Origin of the sequence: uncultured Phyllobacterium sp. (genome assembly GCF_902479695.1) — a bacterium.
Lineage (GTDB): Bacteria > Pseudomonadota > Alphaproteobacteria > Rhizobiales > Rhizobiaceae > Phyllobacterium > Phyllobacterium calauticae.
In genome coordinates this window covers 1-15,414 of the sequence record NZ_CABSQF010000001.1, presented here as the reverse complement: position 1 = coordinate 15,414, position 15,414 = coordinate 1, and the positions used below count along the sequence as shown (strand labels likewise).

The following is a 15,414-nucleotide window of genomic DNA, read 5'->3' as shown; positions in this document are numbered from 1 at the left end:
AGCAGGCAGGAAGCAAGGATCGATCCATGCTTACCCGCTTCCCCCTCAGCACTTCAATAGCAAAACACGCTTCTAACGTGGGCCAAGTGCGCGGAACGTCATCTCCAGACTCGATTGTGTGTCGGCGGTTGGCCGGTACTCCAGTCCGACAAATCCATTGTAGCCGTTGTCAAACAACCAATGCAGGGATTTTGACAATTCCAGTGTGCCGCTGCCGGGTTCATTGCGGCCGGGATGGTCAGCAATATGGACATGGGCAACGCGGTCGATCCGGTCTTTGAGCACCTCTGCCGTCGCTTCTCCCATGACGAGAGAATGGTAGATATCGTAGACAATCCGGATTTCCGGACGGTTTACTTCATCGATAATATCAAGGCCTTCAACCGTTGAATGAAGAAAATAGCCCTTGTGGTCAATGAGGGTGTTAAGTGGTTCAAGCCCCAGCACAACGCCGGTTCCAGCCAGCACGTCGGCCGCCTGTGTCAGGCAATCGACCAAGGCCTGATGTTGTTCGGCGCGGGTGCGGCCGGGAAGATCATCCCCGGCCTGCGCGATGAGCACCTTGGCACCCAGCCGGTTTGCCATTTCGGCGCTGGCCCGCAGACCAACCAGAAAGGCATCATGGGACGCAGGATCGGTCAGCGGAATCATTGGTTCCGCGACGAGACTGGACAACGCTAGTTTTGTTTCCGCCAATGCCCTTTCGACAGCCGGTATGTCCTTCTCAGTCCATTTCCAGAACTCGACCGCATCAAGCCCGGCATCCCTTGCCAAGCGGATGCGGTTGGCAAAATCAGGCGACTCGGGAGCGAACAACCACTCGATACATGCCGAATACTTCATCGCTTCCCCCTTGCTGATTTTATCCTCCTGCTTGCCACATCCACGCCTAGCCTTCCAGCCATTTCACCTGATCCGGGGTCAGATTGATGTCGAGTGCGGAAAGGCTGTCTTCAAGCTCGCCAAGGGTACGTGGCCCAATGAGCGGAATGACGGGGAAGGGCTGGGCCAGTACATAGGCCAGCGCCACGTGAATTGGATTGCAGCTGAGTTTACCTGCCAGTTCTATGGCGCGATCACGCCGGCCAAAGTTTCTGTCGGAATACCAGACGCGAACCAGTTCCTCATCGTCCCGCTTGTCACGGCCGGCGCGATCCGTAAAGAAGCCGCGGCCCTGGCTTGACCAGGCAAAGTTCGGCATCTGCTTCGCGTTCAGCCAGCTTTTCCAATTCTCATCCGAGGCTGCGACGCAACCGGCCCAGATCGGGTCCAGCATTTCGGCGAGCGAGAAATTGTTGGACAGGGCACCGGGCGCCGTCTTGCCGTTCTTCACCGCATAGGCAATGGCCTCGTCCATGCGTTCCCGCGTCCAGTTCGACCCGCCGAACGGGCCGCGAATCCGGCCCGCCTTAACTTCCGCATCCATGGCGTCGACAAATTCGCCGACCGGGATATCGGGATTGTCGCGGTGCATGAAATAGACGTCGACATGATCGGTCTTCAGGCGGTCAAGCGACCGGGAGAGCTGTTTGCCAATGGCATCGGGATAACAGAGCGGCGAATGGGCTCCCTTGCCGATGAGGACAATATCCTCCCGTGAAACGGAGCGGCTGGTATGCCAGTCGCCGAAGATTTCCTCGGTCTTTCCCCCGGCATAGATAAAGGCCGTATCAAACAGATTGCCGCCTGCCTCGTAATAGGCGTCCAGGGTCAGGGAACCTGCGGCAAAATTCGGGAAGAACTCAAATCCCAGTGCCACGGATGACGCGGGTTTCGTAAGACCCGGGATTGCCCTCTTGGGTACACCTTTGCCCTGCACAGGCACATTGCCCGAGATTGTGGTTGTTCGCTTGGCAGCCTTTTCAATGCTGTATTCGAGTCCGACAGCAGCACGCCATTGATCCAGCACCCGCAGATTGCCGAGCGAGTCCGCCCAACTCATGCCGGGTGGTGCAAATTCCTGCCGTTTCTCGCGGATGGCATTGCCTGCCGCGTCCACCTCAAAGGCATAGAGCCAGCGGCCTTCTTCTACCTCGATGGTCTCATGCACGCCGCCGGACCGGAAAATCTCGATCTTGCCTGTGCCACCCTGTTGACCGGAGGCATACCAGAAATCCTTGACCTCGATGCGCCCCTGTGCGCCGATGATACGAAGTGTATTGTCCTGCTCCGCCATGATCGAGCATGAGACTTCGGCAACAATACCGTTCGGGAATTTAAGCAGGGCAGACGCCCATTCGTCGACACCTGTCTGGCCAAGATGACCAGCACCGGAGACAAAGTCCGGTTCGAGAAATGGTTTGCCTTCGATGCTGCCCGCAATCAGCCGTGCCATGGAAACAGGATAGCAGCCGACGTCGAGGATACCGCCGCCTGCGGTGTCGTTGGCAAAGAGGCGATGATCCGGTCTGACGCTGCCCATATTGAAGCCGAAACTTGACCGGATGATACGGATATCGCCGATGACACGGCTTTTGATGAGCTCGATCAGTTTGGCGGTTTGCGGATGAAGACGATACATGAAGGCTTCACCGGCGAAGACCCCTGCCTTGCGGGCTTCGTGGAAGATCGCATCCGCGTCATAGGCGCTGAGCGCAATCGGCTTTTCAACGAGCACATGCTTTCCGGCGCGAATGGTTTTGATCGCCCATTCGGCATGGCCCATGTGCGGTGTTGCGATGTAAACCGTGTCGATCTCGGGGTCACGCAGCAAGGCATCATAGCCGTTGACGATGCGGGCACCGGGAAACTGGGTTGCGAGTTCCGGCTTGTCCGGATTGCGCGAGGCAATGGCGATGAGCTTTCCCGTTGCCGAATGGGCAATGCCATCGGCAAAGGTGCGGGCGATGGTGCCGGGGCCGATAATGCCCCAGCGAACGGATGCTGTGTCAGTCATGCTAGATCCTCTTTGGGTGAGTTGCGGCCACCGGGAGCGTGGCTGGAGAAGCGAAGTCGGGTTTATCGAAGCCTGTTTCCCGCTTTGTCGAACAGCAGGGCGTGGCTGGATTTGATGGCGATGGTCAGGGTGTCGGTCTTGAGTGCATTGCGCGATTCCTCACGCTCGATGATCAGCTGTTCCCCGCCGGCGACATTGGCGTAGATGTAACTGGTGTTGCCGAGATGTTCGGCAACATCCACCGTGACGGTCATGTCGGCATCCCCCTGACCCGCCTTGGCGAAGTGCTCAGGGCGCACGCCGAGCGTCACTTTCTCACCAAGTGCCGGTGGCGGATTGTTCATGGGCAGGGTGAGACGGATTCTGCCCTGATTCACGAGGGTGATGGTGATGCTGTCAGTATCCGCCGCAACAACCTCGGCGCTCATGAAGTTCATTTTCGGCGAACCAACGAAACCGGCCACAAATTGGTTGGCGGGATTGTCGTAGAGATCGAGCGGCGCGCCAATCTGTTCGATATTACCGCCTCGCAGCACCACGATCTTGTCTGCCAGCGTCATGGCTTCAGTCTGGTCATGAGTCACATAGATCATGGTCGTGCCCAGCTCCTTGTGCAGGCGGGAAATCTCGACGCGCATCTGTACCTGCAGCTCCGCATCGAGGGTGGAGAGAGGCTCATCGAACAGGAACACCCGTGGTTCGCGCACGATGGCGCGGCCAATGGCAACGCGCTGGCGCTGTCCGCCTGACAGCTGCTTCGGGCGGCGTTGCATCAGTTCCCTGATCTGAAGAATGTCCGCCACCCGCTGAACGCGGCGCTCCGTATCGGCTTTCGGGTTGCCGGTCATGCGCAGTCCGAAAGCGAGATTCTGTTCGACAGTCATGTGCGGATAAAGCGCATAGGACTGGAACACCATGGCGATGCCGCGGTCGGCAGGCTCGACGTCGTTGACCAACGTATCACCGATATGGATTTCGCCATCGGTTATGTGCTCGAGGCCGGCAATCATGCGCAAGAGCGTGGACTTGCCGCAACCCGACGGGCCGACGAAGACCACGAACTCGCCATCGGCCACATCGAGGCTGGCGTTGCGGATGATCTCGTAGGAACCGAAACGTTTGACGACATTCCTGAGTGAAAGTTCGGCCATGCGGCGTTTCCCCTATTTGATGGCGCCGGCGGCGATGCCGGCGATGAAGTGGCGCTGCAGAAGAATGAAAATGACGAGGATCGGTGCCGTGAGCATGACGGCGCCGGCCATGATGCCGCCCCACGACACCTTGGTGAGACCGATCAATGTTCCGAGCGCAACGGGAGCGGTCAGCATGCCGGGGCGTGAATTGATCAGCAGCGGCCAGAGGTAATTGTTCCAGGATGCAAGGAAGAGAATGATCGCCAAAGCCGCCATGGTTGGCCGTGCCAGAGGCAGGGCAATGCGCAGGAAGATCTGCCATTCCTTGACGCCTTCCACCCGTGCGGCATCGAAGAGTTCGGCCGGCATCATGGAAAAGGCTTGCCGCATGAACAGCACGCCCAGCGAATTGAAGAGCGGCGGCACGATGAGCGCGATCCACGTGTTCGCCATCTTGAATTCCCGCGCCACCATGATGAATTGCGGGATCACCACGACGAAATAGGGCAGGGTGATCGTGCCGAGGATGATTGCGATGACCAGCGACTTACCGACGAAATGATAACGGGAGAGGGCCCAGCCTGCCATGGAAGTAAGCAGGACCGACAGGACGGTGTAGACGATCGCGACACCTATGGAGATCATCAGCGCGCGGATGAAATCCGTATCCGCCTGCAGATTGCTGAAATTCTCGAGGAAATGCGTGGATGGGAGAAGTTCGATCTGCGGGCTGAAAATGCCGTAGTCCGGCATGGTCGCGAACACGAACATCATCCAGAGCGGAAACAGCCAGATGATCGCCAGCGGGATGAGGGCGCCATGAAGTGCGAGCGAGCGGACCAGGGTCGAGCGTGACTGCGACTTCATTGCTCGTCCCTCCCGACCCAAAGATTGAGGAGTGAAATCAGGATTGCCAGTGCGGCCATGGTGTAGGCGATCGCCGAGGCATAGCCGAAATTGAGCGAGGTGAAACCTTGCCTATAGAGGAACAGTCCGAGGGTTTCCGTACCGCCGCCGGGGCCACCGCGATTGGTAATCAGGAATGGTTCGGTGAAAAGCTGCATGGAGCCGATGATCGACAGGATGACACAGAAAAGGATGATCGGCTTCAGAAGCGGCAGTGTGATGTAGATGAACTGCCGGGCCTTGCCCACGCGATCCAGCGTTGCCGCTTCGTAGACATCGCCGGGGATGGACTGAAGCCCGGCCAGAATGAGGATCGCATTGTATCCGGCCCAGCGCCATGTCACTGCGATGATGAGAAGCGCCATGGCCGCGGGGGCGTCCGCAAACCATGAAATCGAAGCTATGCCGACACTGTTCAGCAGCTTGTTGATGACACCGAAATCAAGATTGAACATCAACCGGAACACGGCGGCATAGGCGACTTCACCGACCACGATGGGTGCGAAGAAGGCAAAGCGGAAAAGGCCGCGTGCTCTCAGAAGTGGAGAATTGAGCAGCACAGCCATGACTGTCGCCAGCGTGATCATCACCGGAACCTGAATGATCAGGATGATCATCGTGTTCTTCAGCGCATTGTAGAAGGCGGGATCGTTGAACAGACGGCCCCAATTGGCACCAAAGCTGAAAACCCAGGGATTCACACGGGTGTTCTGAAACGACATCAGAAACGAGCTGATGATCGGCCATATCCAGAAGGCCGCAAAAATCATGAGATAGGGTGCAAGGAACCCATAGGCGACCCGGTTGCGCAACTGCATCGATTGTCCTTCGCGGTGGATAGTCAGGTCTTCCAACGGAATGCCGGACGGGCGCTCCGACCCCTGTCCGGCACTGAGCTCATTGAGCGATTGGCAGTCCTGTTGCCGATGCAATCTGGTTTGCGGCGTCGTCAAGTGCCGCTTTTGCGTCGGGATATCCTCCCGCAAAATATTTGGTTTGGGTTGCCTTGTAGATGCCATCCGCATCACCCTGAAACGCAGTGCCGCGACTTGCCACGACCTTTGGCAATGTTCCAAGAATATCTGCCCAGATTGCCTGCCCGCCCCAATAGGACTGCGGTTCGGAGACGAAGGGTTGTTTTTCCGCGCTGAGCAACGAGGGTACGAGACCAAAGCTCTTGAGCATGGTGATCTGTCCCTCATCGGTGCCAAGGACGTAGTTGAGATATGTCCAGGCTGCTTTCTTGTTCTGGGAGCCATTGCTGATTGCCAATGACGAACCGCCGACATTGGCCGCATGGGGCCCGTTGGGCGCAAGACTTGGCATGAGATAGACGCCCCATTTGCCCGCAAGCTTGGGCGAGTTGGTACGAACGGTACCCTCATACCAACCACCATAAAGCTGGCTCGCGACGGTACCTGCGGTATTGGCCTGAACCTTTTCGTCCCAATTGGCCGCCGTGAGCGTACTGGCGTCCTTCATCTGCTTGATCTTCTCCAGCGTGGCAACGCATGTGGGCTGATTGATCGTGATGGTCTGGCCATCGGCGGAAAAGAAGCCGCAACCCTGTTCATTGGAGATCATGCGAAACCATTCGCTGTCGCCGTTGAAGTCCGCCTGAGCCATGACAACACTGGGGTTGGCAGCAGCAATTTTCTTGCCAGCGGCGATGAAATCATCCCAAGTCGTTATGCTCTTGGGGTCCACTCCAGCCTTTTCGTAATAGTCGCGCCGGTAAAAAACGGCGACGGGACCGGAGTCCCATGGCATGGCATAGGGGACATCGCCGGCTTCCAGCTCAGTGCGTTTGAAATCCGGGAATTTGGCTTGTATATCGCTGGTGTAGCCGAGATCCTTCAGATTGGTGAAGCAATCGGGAAAACGGCTCCAGAAAATCTCGGCCTTATAATTCTCGATCGTGACGACATCCGGCAGGCCGTCCCCGCCCGCAGCACAGGCAGCGAGTGTCTTGTCAAAGACCTGGTGATTGCCAAGATCCTGAACATTCACCTTTATATCCGGAAACTGCTTGTTGAAGCCCTCCAGCGATGCTTTCAGGGAAGAAGCCGCGATATCCCAGCTCCAGATGGTAATCTCGGTTGGCTGTGCCAGTGCGGTTGCCGAACCCATGCCGAATGCTGCGACAAGTGCTGTCGCGCCAAGAAATTTGAAGCTCATTGAAAATCCTCCCTTTTCAATTGCCCGATCTTTGCGAACATGGCTACACTAGCGGCAAGGGAGAGCCTGTCTCTCATAAAGGGAACATGAATTGGGCGGAAAGTAAGATGGGAGAAAGGCCGATCTATCAGCCGGGAGCGAGCAGTGTCGAAGGTCTGCCAACAGCTCTGCAAATGTTTCACAATCACCCGCTCGTCATGGCCATGCCGCATTGGCACGCACAGGTCGAGGTCAACTACGTCATTCGCGGTTCCGTGCATTATCGGATGAAGGATCACAAAATCCGCCTCAATGCGGGTGACATGTGCCTGTTCTGGGGCGGCCAACCGCACCGGATGGACGAATCCTCCGACGATTCGATTTATGCGGGCGCGCACCTGCCGCTCGTGTATTTCTTTCGCATGCATCTGCCGGAGAGCGTGCCAAGCCGGTTGATGCAGGGAGCAACCCTTGTCACCGCTGCAACCGACGCGGCCGACAGGGAAAACTTTACGCGATGGTACGCCTATGCCCGGTCAGGCGATCCCGTGAAGGCGGAACATGCGGTCAATGAACTGCTTCTGCGGATCGAACGCATTGGCTTCGAGCCTTATCGCCTGGTGCCTGATTGCCCGAATATATCTGCTGGTGAGCAATCCAGTCAGCAGTCGTCCAGGGCGGTTGCGCGGATGTGTGATTTTATAGCAGGCAACTTTCTGCAGGATATTGACTCGATCGACATAGCCACGTCGGCGGGGCTTCATCCCAAATATGCGATGAGCGTGTTCAAGAAATCGACTGGCATGACATTGAACAATTACGTGAGCCTTCTCAGGCTGTCCTACGCGCAGGCCATGCTGTTGCAGGACAGGGCGAATGTGCTGCAGGTCGCGATGGACAGCGGATTTGGCTCGCTCAGCGCCTTCAACAAGTCGTTCCGCAATATTGCCGGCATGTCCCCATCGGACTTCCGGCGTGATCTGCGCAGCGGAGGGCAATTGACCGGCGGGGCGGCTGGATTTCAAGGGTAGCGCCCATGGCAAGCGGCAGCGGATTTGCGCGTTGTTCAGATTGAGAATTGTTATTGATCATATAATATTATAAATAGTGCTTAGGGAGGAACTGGCGAAGCAGATTGCGTCCACGAAGCACGTGGAGCCGATCAATATTTGCTTCTGCGTCAAGAAGCAAATCGCCAGTCACAGGGATACAATTGGTCGAAAACGAACTCAGCAATTATGATTTTCGTACGGCGGGTCATTCGCGTACGCATCACGGCCACGTCATGCGCGATCTTGGCCTGCGGATCGTCAACGGGTCCTATCCCGAGAACAGCATTCTGCCGGGGGACGCGGAACTGCTCGAGCGCTTTGGCGTGTCGCGCACCGTTCTGCGCGAGGCGTTGAAAACCCTCGCAGCAAAGGGGCTTATCCAGCCCAAGGCCAAGATCGGCACCCGCGTGCTGGAGCGCTCCAACTGGAACCTTTTCGATCCCGATATTCTCGTCTGGCATTTCGAGGCCGGTGCCAGCGCCGCCTTCCTGTCTAGCATCGTGGAAATGCGCCTGGCGCTGGAACCGGAAGCTGCGGGTCTCGCCGCACTACGGCGCACCGAAGCGCAGCTAGCAAAGCTCTACGAGTGGGTTGAGCAGATGGGCAGCACACGGGAATCGCCAGCCCATTTTGTTCATAGCGACCTGCAGTTCCACATTGCCATTGCGGAAGCCTCCGGCAATCCGTTCATGCGTTCGATCAGTGCCCTGATCGAGGTGGCGCTGGTGACAACGTTCACGATCAGCTCGCCCATACCCAACACCGAGCGTCACATGCATTCGGTTGCACGGCACCGGGCCATCGCCGATGCCATCAGGGACCGGAACGTTGCGGCTGCCAAGGAAGCCATGCGCGGCGTCATTCAGGATGGCGCCGAACGCGTCCTGGCAGCCTCGGGCACTGACTAGAGCCTTAGACCCATCCGCCGTCGACGATGAAGTTCTGGGCGGAACACATTCTGGAATCATCCGATGCGAGGAACAGCGCCATTCGGGCGATATCGTCGGGCATGACACGCCCCGCCAGGCATTGGCTGCGGTCGATCAATTCATTGGCCGCATCGTCGACCCACAGATCGAGCTGGCGCTGGGTCATCACCCATCCCGGCACCAGCGTGTTGACGCGGATGGCGTGTTTGCCGAGATCGCGGGCAAAGGAGCGGGTGAGGCCGTGGACGGCCGACTTGGCAGAGGCATAGCCGGGATATCCTCCCGATGCCATCATCCAGCCGACGGAGCCGAAGTTGATGATGGATCCGCCGCCGGCGGCAATCATTGCCGGTGCGACTGCCTGGATGGCGAAAAACATATGGCGCAGATTCACCGCAATGCGCTGGTCGAAATACTCTGGTGTCACCTCGCGCCAGTCATGGCGTGTGTCATTGGCGGCATTGTTCACGAGAACCGTTGTCACGCCTTGGATTTCCTCGATTTCGCGGATCGTTCTTTGATAGGCACCGATATCCGTCACGTCGGCGGCGCGAAATGTTACGTTGCCGCCTGAAGCATTCAAGTCTTCGGCGAGTTTTCTGCCTTCCGCCTCGGCAAGATCAACAAACCCCACCCTGGCGCCTTCCGCCGCAAAGGCGCGGACGATCATCTCGCCGATACCCGTTGCACCGCCGGAAATGAAAACTGGCTTGCCGGACAGGCCGGGATAGCGTGCGAAAACGGACGGCTTCATTGTCATCATCTGTACCGATTATTGTTGCGGGCAGGGCGTGCGGACCTGTCTGGCAGTTTTGCACCTTAAAGTGTAGCCACTTTCACCTTTACCGGCTTTTGTATTTTCAGCGGATTGCGCAAGGGCAGGCCGAACGCGGACGCTTCGATTTCAAAGACGTCGCCATTCTCTGTCTTGACGCCATCGGCGAAGGACAGCGTTGCGGTTCCGAACATGTGGACATGGACATCGCCGGGCTGGCGGAAAACCGGATACTTGAAATGATGATGTTCGAGATTGGCAATCGTGTGGGACATGTTGTCTTCACCGGACAGGAAAGGTTTTTCCCAGATCGTCTTGCCCTTGCGCAGGATACGCGAACTGCCGCGAATGTCGGCCGGCAGATCACCGACGATCAACTCCGGTCCCAGGGAACAGGGGCGCAGTTTGGAGTGAGCCAGAAAGAGATAATTGACGCGCTCGGTGATATGATCGGAGAATTCATTGGCCAGTGCAAAGCCGATGCGGAACGGCGTGCCGTCGGAACCGATCACATAGATACCGGCAATCTCCGGTTCCTCGCCGGCGTCTTCGGCAAAGGCTGGAGACAAAAGCGGCTGCCCCGGCCCGGTGAGCATCGTGCCATTGCCCTTGTAGAACCATTCCGGCTGCACGCCGGTCTGTCCCTTTCTGGGTTTGCCGCCTTCAAGACCCATGCGGAACATCTTCATCGAATCGGTCAGGGTTTCTTCCTTGGCATCGTCGATCTTGCGGTGCATGGCATCGCGCGTCGCTGCGGATCCAAGATGAGTCAGGCCCGTTCCCGTCAGATGGATATGGGCTGGATCGTGCGTATCGATGGGCGATAGCAACCGCCCTTCGGCATAGGCGGCCGCAATATCGAGCACTTTGCCCAGCCCGCGCTCTTCGACGATCCTGGAGAGGGAGGTCTTGGCTTCAATGGCCGCGTGCGCGAGTTCGAGAATCGACCGGGTCCGCTTCACGTGCCGGAACGTATCATCCCCCCGCGCGGCAACCCGCCGCTTCCCATTGGCATTGAGCAATTGAACCAAATTCACGTCTGTCCTCCCGGGGAATTATCGTGTGAAGCAGGCGCAGCTTCACTTCATTCTTGATTTTAAGCGAGTGATTTTTGAAAAATACTATAATAGTATTATATCGATGTAAACGGTTGCAAGCTCGGTTTTCGATTGCGCTGGCGGCCCGCCGGGAAAGACTTTTTGCTGTGGTTCGAAAGGACTATTCCAAAAGTCATACTTTTGAGATAAGTGTTGCAAGGATCGTGCTCTGGGAGGAGCTGGAGGCTGATACGAAGACGATTCCACCCGGAAAACATGCTCGACTAAAATAGCGTCCATTAGGGAAATTGGGAGGATACCAGTGAAAATGTTTAAGATGGTTGCTGCAGGCCTGATCGCGCTTTCTGCGATGGGTACGCAGGGTTTTGCTCAGGACAAGGGCGCCGTTGGCATCTCGATGCCGACGAAATCCTCCGCACGCTGGATTGCTGACGGAGACAATATGGTGAAGGCGCTGAAGGAACGCGGCTACACCACCGACCTGCAATATGCGGAAGATGACATTCCAAACCAGCTTGCCCAGATCGAAAACATGGTCACCAAGGGCGTGAAGGTTCTGGTCATCGCGGCCATTGACGGCACCACGCTGTCCAATGTGCTGCAGCAGGCGCATGATGCGAACATCAAGGTCATTTCCTATGACCGCCTGATCCGCGATTCCGGCAATGTCGACTACTACACGACATTTGATAATTTTCAGGTTGGTGTCCTGCAGGCAGGATCGCTTGTGAAGGCGCTCGGTCTTCCCGAAGCAAAGGGCCCGTTCAACATCGAACTGTTCGGCGGCTCGCCCGACGATAACAACGCGTTCTTCTTCTACAATGGCGCGATGTCCGTGCTTCAGCCTCTGATCGACAGCGGCAAGCTCGTCGTCCAGTCCGGCCAGACCGGCATGGACAAAGTCGGTACGCTGCGCTGGGATGGCGCGGTCGCCCAGGCCCGCATGGATAATCTCCTTTCCGCCTATTACACGGACAAGAAGGTCAACGCCGTTCTGTCGCCCTATGATGGCCTGTCGATCGGTATCCTGTCGTCGCTGCGCGGCGTCGGTTATGGCACCAAGGACCAGCCGTTCCCGTTTGTTTCCGGGCAGGATGCCGAAGTTCCCTCGGTGAAGTCGATCATCGCCGGCGAACAGTATTCCACGATCTACAAGGATACGCGTGAACTGGCCAAGGTGACGTCGAATGTCATCGACAAGGTGCTGAAGGGCGAGCAGCCGGAGATCAACGACACCAAGACCTACAACAATGGTGTCAAGGTTGTTCCGTCCTATCTCCTGAAGCCGGTGGAAGTGGACAAGACCAACTGGAAGGAAATCCTGATTGGCGGCGGTTATTACACCGAAGCCCAGATCAAATAAGTCTTGGATATCCGGCAAACCCTGCGCATCATTGCGCAGGGTTTGTTGTTACGCCGGTCGTGATGCCTGCCAAGAATGTTCCGCTGGTGTGCGACCGCTGGGTTTTTATAAGTTTGCCAAGAGAAACGCCATCTGAGCCTATAATGCTGCTCGCAGGCGTCGATGAGGATCTGCATGGATACTATCCTCGAAATGCGCAATATCACCAAAACCTTTCCCGGGGTGAAAGCGCTCAACAATGTCAATCTGAATGTCCGCAAGGGCGAGATTCACGCGCTCGTCGGCGAGAACGGTGCGGGAAAATCTACCCTCATGAAAGTGTTGAGCGGTGTCTATCCGCATGGCAGCTATGAGGGTGAAATTCATTATAACGGGCAGGAACAGCACTTTCGCGATATCGGCGACAGTGAAGCGAAAGGCATCATCATCATTCATCAGGAGCTGGCCCTTGTGCCGCTTCTGTCCATTGCCGAGAACATCTTCCTGGGCAATGAACCGGCGAAATTCGGCATTATCGACTGGCATGCTGCGGAAACCCGCACGCGCGCGCTGCTCAAGAAGGTCGGCCTGCGCGAAGATCCGCAGACGCTGATCACCAATCTCGGCGTCGGCAAGCAGCAGCTGGTGGAAATCGCCAAGGCCCTGTCGAAAGAGGTCGAACTGCTCATTCTCGATGAGCCGACGGCCAGTCTCAATGAAAAGGACAGCGATGCACTGCTTGAACTGCTGCTGGAGTTCAAGGCGCAGGGCATTTCGTCGATCCTGATTTCCCACAAGCTGAACGAAGTCGGCAAGGTTGCCGACCGCATCACCGTGCTGCGCGACGGAGCGACGATTGAAACGCTGGACAAGGACGCGATCTCCGAGGACCGGATCGTGACCTCCATGGTTGGCCGCCAGCTGGCGGATCGCTTTCCCCAGCGCGAGCCGGATATTGGCGACGTCGTCTTTGAAGTGAAGGACTGGGTGGTTCACCATCACGTTCACAGCGACCGGACCGTCATCAACGGTATCAATCTCAACGTTCGCAAGGGCGAGGTGGTGGGGATCGCCGGGCTGATGGGGGCAGGGCGCACCGAATTTGCCATGAGTGTCTTCGGCAAGGCCTATGGCCGCAAGATCAGCGGCGAGGTTTTCATCAAGGGCAGGAAGGTGGATGTCTCGACCATAGGCAAGGCCGTGGAAAACGGCATTGCCTATGTCACGGAAGATCGCAAGACCTACGGGCTCAATCTGATCGACCACATCAAGCACAACACCACCATCGTCAACCTTGACGGTGTCTCGCATGGCGGTGTGCTGGACGATATGGCGGAATTGAAGGTAGCCAATGAATATCGCCGCAAGACCAATATCCGCTCATCCAGCATCTATCAGAAAACCGGCAATCTTTCCGGCGGCAACCAGCAGAAGGTTGTCCTGTCGAAATGGCTTTTTGCCAATCCGGACCTGCTGATGCTGGACGAGCCGACCCGCGGGATCGACGTCGGGGCAAAATATGAAATCTATTCCATCATCAACCAACTGGTGAGCGAGGGCAAAAGCGTACTGATGATCTCGTCGGAAATGCCGGAGCTGCTCGGCGTCTGTGACCGGATCTATGTGATGAACCAGGGAAGGATCGTCGGCGAAATGCCAGCCAAGGAAGCAAGCCAGGAAAAGATCATGCGCGCCATTATCCGTGCCGAAGGGAAAACATCATGACTGTTGAAACCGCAGCAACCCCGACGAAGACCGAAGCCAAGACGGACGGGTCGCCCATGAAGGGCAATCTGCGCGAATACGGGCTGGTGCTGGCGCTGATCCTGATCATGCTGTTCTTCCAGTTCACCACGAACGGCACGCTGTTCCGCCCGGTCAACCTGACCAACCTCGTCCTGCAGAACAGCTACATCATCATCATGGCCCTCGGCATGCTGCTGGTGATTGTCGCCGGTCACATCGATCTGTCGGTGGGGTCGGTCTCGGGATTTGTCGGCGGGCTTGCCGCCGTGATGATGGTGCAATGGCATATCCATTATATTCCGGCGACGATCCTGTGCCTGATCATGGGCGGCCTCATCGGCGCCGCCCAGGGCTATTGGGTTGCCTATCACAAGATACCATCCTTCATCGTGACCCTGGCGGGGATGCTGGTTTTCAAGGGGCTGGCCCTGTGGCTTCTTGGCGGCCAGTCCGTCGGACCGTTCCCGCCGCAGTTCCAGTTGCTCAGCTCCGGTTTCATTCCCGACGTTTTTGGCGGCACCGGTTTCAACATCACATCCATGCTGGTCGGCATCCTTCTCGTGGCGCTGATGATCTATTTCAGCCTGCGCGGCCGGGCCAAGCGCGAGAAGCACGGCTATCAGGGCGAGCCATTTGCTCTGTTTGCCGCCAAGAACCTCATCATCGCCGGTATCATCCTGTTCCTGACCTATCTCCTGTCCTCCTATAAGGGATTGCCGAATGTCCTGATCGTCATGTCGCTGCTGATCGCCCTGTTCGTTTTCGTGACGAAACGCATGACCGTCGGGCGGCGTATCTACGCCATGGGCGGCAATGAGAAGGCGGCAAAGCTGTCCGGCATCAAGACGGAGCGGCTGACCTTTCTTACCTTCGTCAATATGGGGGTTCTGGCCGCGCTGGCCGGGCTGATCTTTGCCGCTCGCCTCAACACGGCGACGCCGAAGGCCGGTCTCGGCTTCGAGCTCGACGTGATCGCCGCCGTCTTCATTGGCGGCGCGTCGGCGATGGGCGGCGTCGGGCAGGTGATGGGGGCCGTCATCGGGGCCTTCATCATGGGCGTCATGAACAATGGCATGTCGATCATGGGCGTCAACATCGACTGGCAGCAGGTGATCAAGGGACTGGTCCTGCTCGCGGCCGTGGTGTTTGACGTCTATAACAAGAACAAGGGGTAAAACGCCCACCCCGTTCTGAATGCAACAGCCCGGTGTCAAGCCGGGCTGTTTGTTTTCACGCCCTGAGTCGGTTCATTTGGTCGGCCCGCTCATCTTCATTCCGGAAAAAATGGATATTTCCGTGCCGGGGAACCGGAAAACAGCTTATGGTTAACGGATTATAACTGTCACATTTCCCCGGTCCGGGAGCAGAATTCCCGTATTTGCTGGCTTCAGGGTGTTGTCTCCGTTGAGTTATCCCCAGG

13 protein-coding genes are annotated in these 15,414 nt (G+C 57.2%); 5 read left to right on the top strand and 8 right to left on the bottom strand.

Translation table 11 applies throughout. From position 1 onward, the window contains the following. Nucleotides 1–72: 72 nt before the first annotated feature. The 6 genes from RDL77_RS00065 to RDL77_RS00040 form a co-directional block, all read right to left on the bottom strand. A complete protein-coding gene (locus tag RDL77_RS00065; protein WP_288191320.1) occupies nt 73–843 on the bottom strand; it encodes a TIM barrel protein in 771 nt (256 codons plus the stop codon). A gap of 46 nt (nt 844–889) precedes the next feature. Next, entirely contained in the window at nt 890–2,896 is a 2,007-nt protein-coding gene (locus RDL77_RS00060; protein ID WP_288191319.1) for an aldo/keto reductase, read from the bottom strand. Nucleotides 2,897–2,958: 62 nt separating this feature from the next. Continuing rightward, a complete protein-coding gene (locus RDL77_RS00055) occupies nt 2,959–4,047 on the bottom strand; it encodes an ABC transporter ATP-binding protein (protein ID WP_288191318.1) in 1,089 nt (362 codons plus the stop codon). 12 nt (nt 4,048–4,059) lie between these two features. Next, entirely contained in the window at nt 4,060–4,896 is an 837-nt protein-coding gene (locus RDL77_RS00050; protein WP_288191317.1) for a carbohydrate ABC transporter permease, read from the bottom strand. Next, complete coding sequence (locus RDL77_RS00045) at nt 4,893–5,753, bottom strand: carbohydrate ABC transporter permease (protein ID WP_288191514.1); 861 nt, start codon at nt 5,751–5,753, stop codon at nt 4,893–4,895. Before RDL77_RS00045 ends, RDL77_RS00050 begins: the two co-directional genes overlap by 4 nt. 79 nt (nt 5,754–5,832) lie before the next feature. Next, nucleotides 5,833–7,113, bottom strand: a complete 1,281-nt coding sequence (locus tag RDL77_RS00040) for an extracellular solute-binding protein (protein WP_288191316.1) — start codon at nt 7,111–7,113, stop codon at nt 5,833–5,835. A gap of 86 nt (nt 7,114–7,199) precedes the next feature. On the opposite strand from RDL77_RS00040, the gene RDL77_RS00035 reads away from it, so the two are divergent. Beyond that, complete coding sequence (locus RDL77_RS00035; protein WP_288191315.1) at nt 7,200–8,123, top strand: helix-turn-helix domain-containing protein; 924 nt, start codon at nt 7,200–7,202, stop codon at nt 8,121–8,123. Between the two features lie 254 nt (nt 8,124–8,377). After that, the gene (locus tag RDL77_RS00030) at nt 8,378–9,052 is read left to right on the top strand and encodes a FadR/GntR family transcriptional regulator (RefSeq protein WP_223614574.1); all 675 of its coding nucleotides are present in this window, start codon (nt 8,378–8,380) and stop codon (nt 9,050–9,052) included. A gap of 4 nt (nt 9,053–9,056) precedes the next feature. On the opposite strand, the gene RDL77_RS00025 is transcribed toward RDL77_RS00030, so the two are convergent. Beyond that, nucleotides 9,057–9,827: an SDR family NAD(P)-dependent oxidoreductase gene (locus tag RDL77_RS00025; RefSeq protein WP_288191313.1), complete on the bottom strand. Its 771-nt coding sequence runs from the start codon at nt 9,825–9,827 to the stop codon at nt 9,057–9,059. Nucleotides 9,828–9,892: 65 nt separating this feature from the next. Continuing rightward, on the bottom strand, nt 9,893–10,885 hold the full coding sequence (araD1, locus tag RDL77_RS00020) for an AraD1 family protein (RefSeq protein WP_288191312.1): 993 nt from the start codon (nt 10,883–10,885) through the stop codon (nt 9,893–9,895). Nucleotides 10,886–11,213: 328 nt separating this feature from the next. Between araD1 and chvE the strand changes: the two genes are divergently transcribed. The 3 genes from chvE (at nt 11,214) to mmsB (ending at nt 15,169) form a co-directional block, all read left to right on the top strand. Then, a complete protein-coding gene (chvE, locus tag RDL77_RS00015) occupies nt 11,214–12,269 on the top strand; it encodes a multiple monosaccharide ABC transporter substrate-binding protein (RefSeq protein WP_288191311.1) in 1,056 nt (351 codons plus the stop codon). A gap of 174 nt (nt 12,270–12,443) precedes the next feature. Beyond that, entirely contained in the window at nt 12,444–13,973 is a 1,530-nt protein-coding gene (gene mmsA, locus RDL77_RS00010; protein WP_223614158.1) for a multiple monosaccharide ABC transporter ATP-binding protein, read from the top strand. Beyond that, entirely contained in the window at nt 13,970–15,169 is a 1,200-nt protein-coding gene (gene mmsB, locus RDL77_RS00005) for a multiple monosaccharide ABC transporter permease (protein ID WP_223614157.1), read from the top strand. The genes mmsA and mmsB overlap by 4 nt, the downstream gene beginning before the upstream one ends. Nucleotides 15,170–15,414: the final 245 nt, after the last annotated feature.

Bases quoted from the DNA above. Each gene is read 5' to 3' on its own strand.
- RDL77_RS00065 (WP_288191320.1), bottom strand. From the start codon at position 843: ATGAAGTATTCGGCATGTATCGAGTGGTTGTTCGCTCCCGAGTCGCCT.
- RDL77_RS00060 (WP_288191319.1), bottom strand. From the start codon at position 2,896: ATGACTGACACAGCATCCGTTCGCTGGGGCATTATCGGCCCCGGCACC.
- RDL77_RS00025 (WP_288191313.1), bottom strand. From the start codon at position 9,827: ATGAAGCCGTCCGTTTTCGCACGCTATCCCGGCCTGTCCGGCAAGCCA.
- chvE (WP_288191311.1), top strand. From the start codon at position 11,214: ATGTTTAAGATGGTTGCTGCAGGCCTGATCGCGCTTTCTGCGATGGGT.
- RDL77_RS00030 (WP_223614574.1), top strand. From the start codon at position 8,378: ATGCGCGATCTTGGCCTGCGGATCGTCAACGGGTCCTATCCCGAGAAC.
- mmsA (WP_223614158.1), top strand. From the start codon at position 12,444: ATGGATACTATCCTCGAAATGCGCAATATCACCAAAACCTTTCCCGGG.
- RDL77_RS00050 (WP_288191317.1), bottom strand. From the start codon at position 4,896: ATGAAGTCGCAGTCACGCTCGACCCTGGTCCGCTCGCTCGCACTTCAT.
- RDL77_RS00055 (WP_288191318.1), bottom strand. From the start codon at position 4,047: ATGGCCGAACTTTCACTCAGGAATGTCGTCAAACGTTTCGGTTCCTAC.
- RDL77_RS00045 (WP_288191514.1), bottom strand. From the start codon at position 5,753: ATGCAGTTGCGCAACCGGGTCGCCTATGGGTTCCTTGCACCCTATCTC.
- mmsB (WP_223614157.1), top strand. From the start codon at position 13,970: ATGACTGTTGAAACCGCAGCAACCCCGACGAAGACCGAAGCCAAGACG.
- RDL77_RS00040 (WP_288191316.1), bottom strand. From the start codon at position 7,113: ATGAGCTTCAAATTTCTTGGCGCGACAGCACTTGTCGCAGCATTCGGC.
- RDL77_RS00035 (WP_288191315.1), top strand. From the start codon at position 7,200: ATGAATTGGGCGGAAAGTAAGATGGGAGAAAGGCCGATCTATCAGCCG.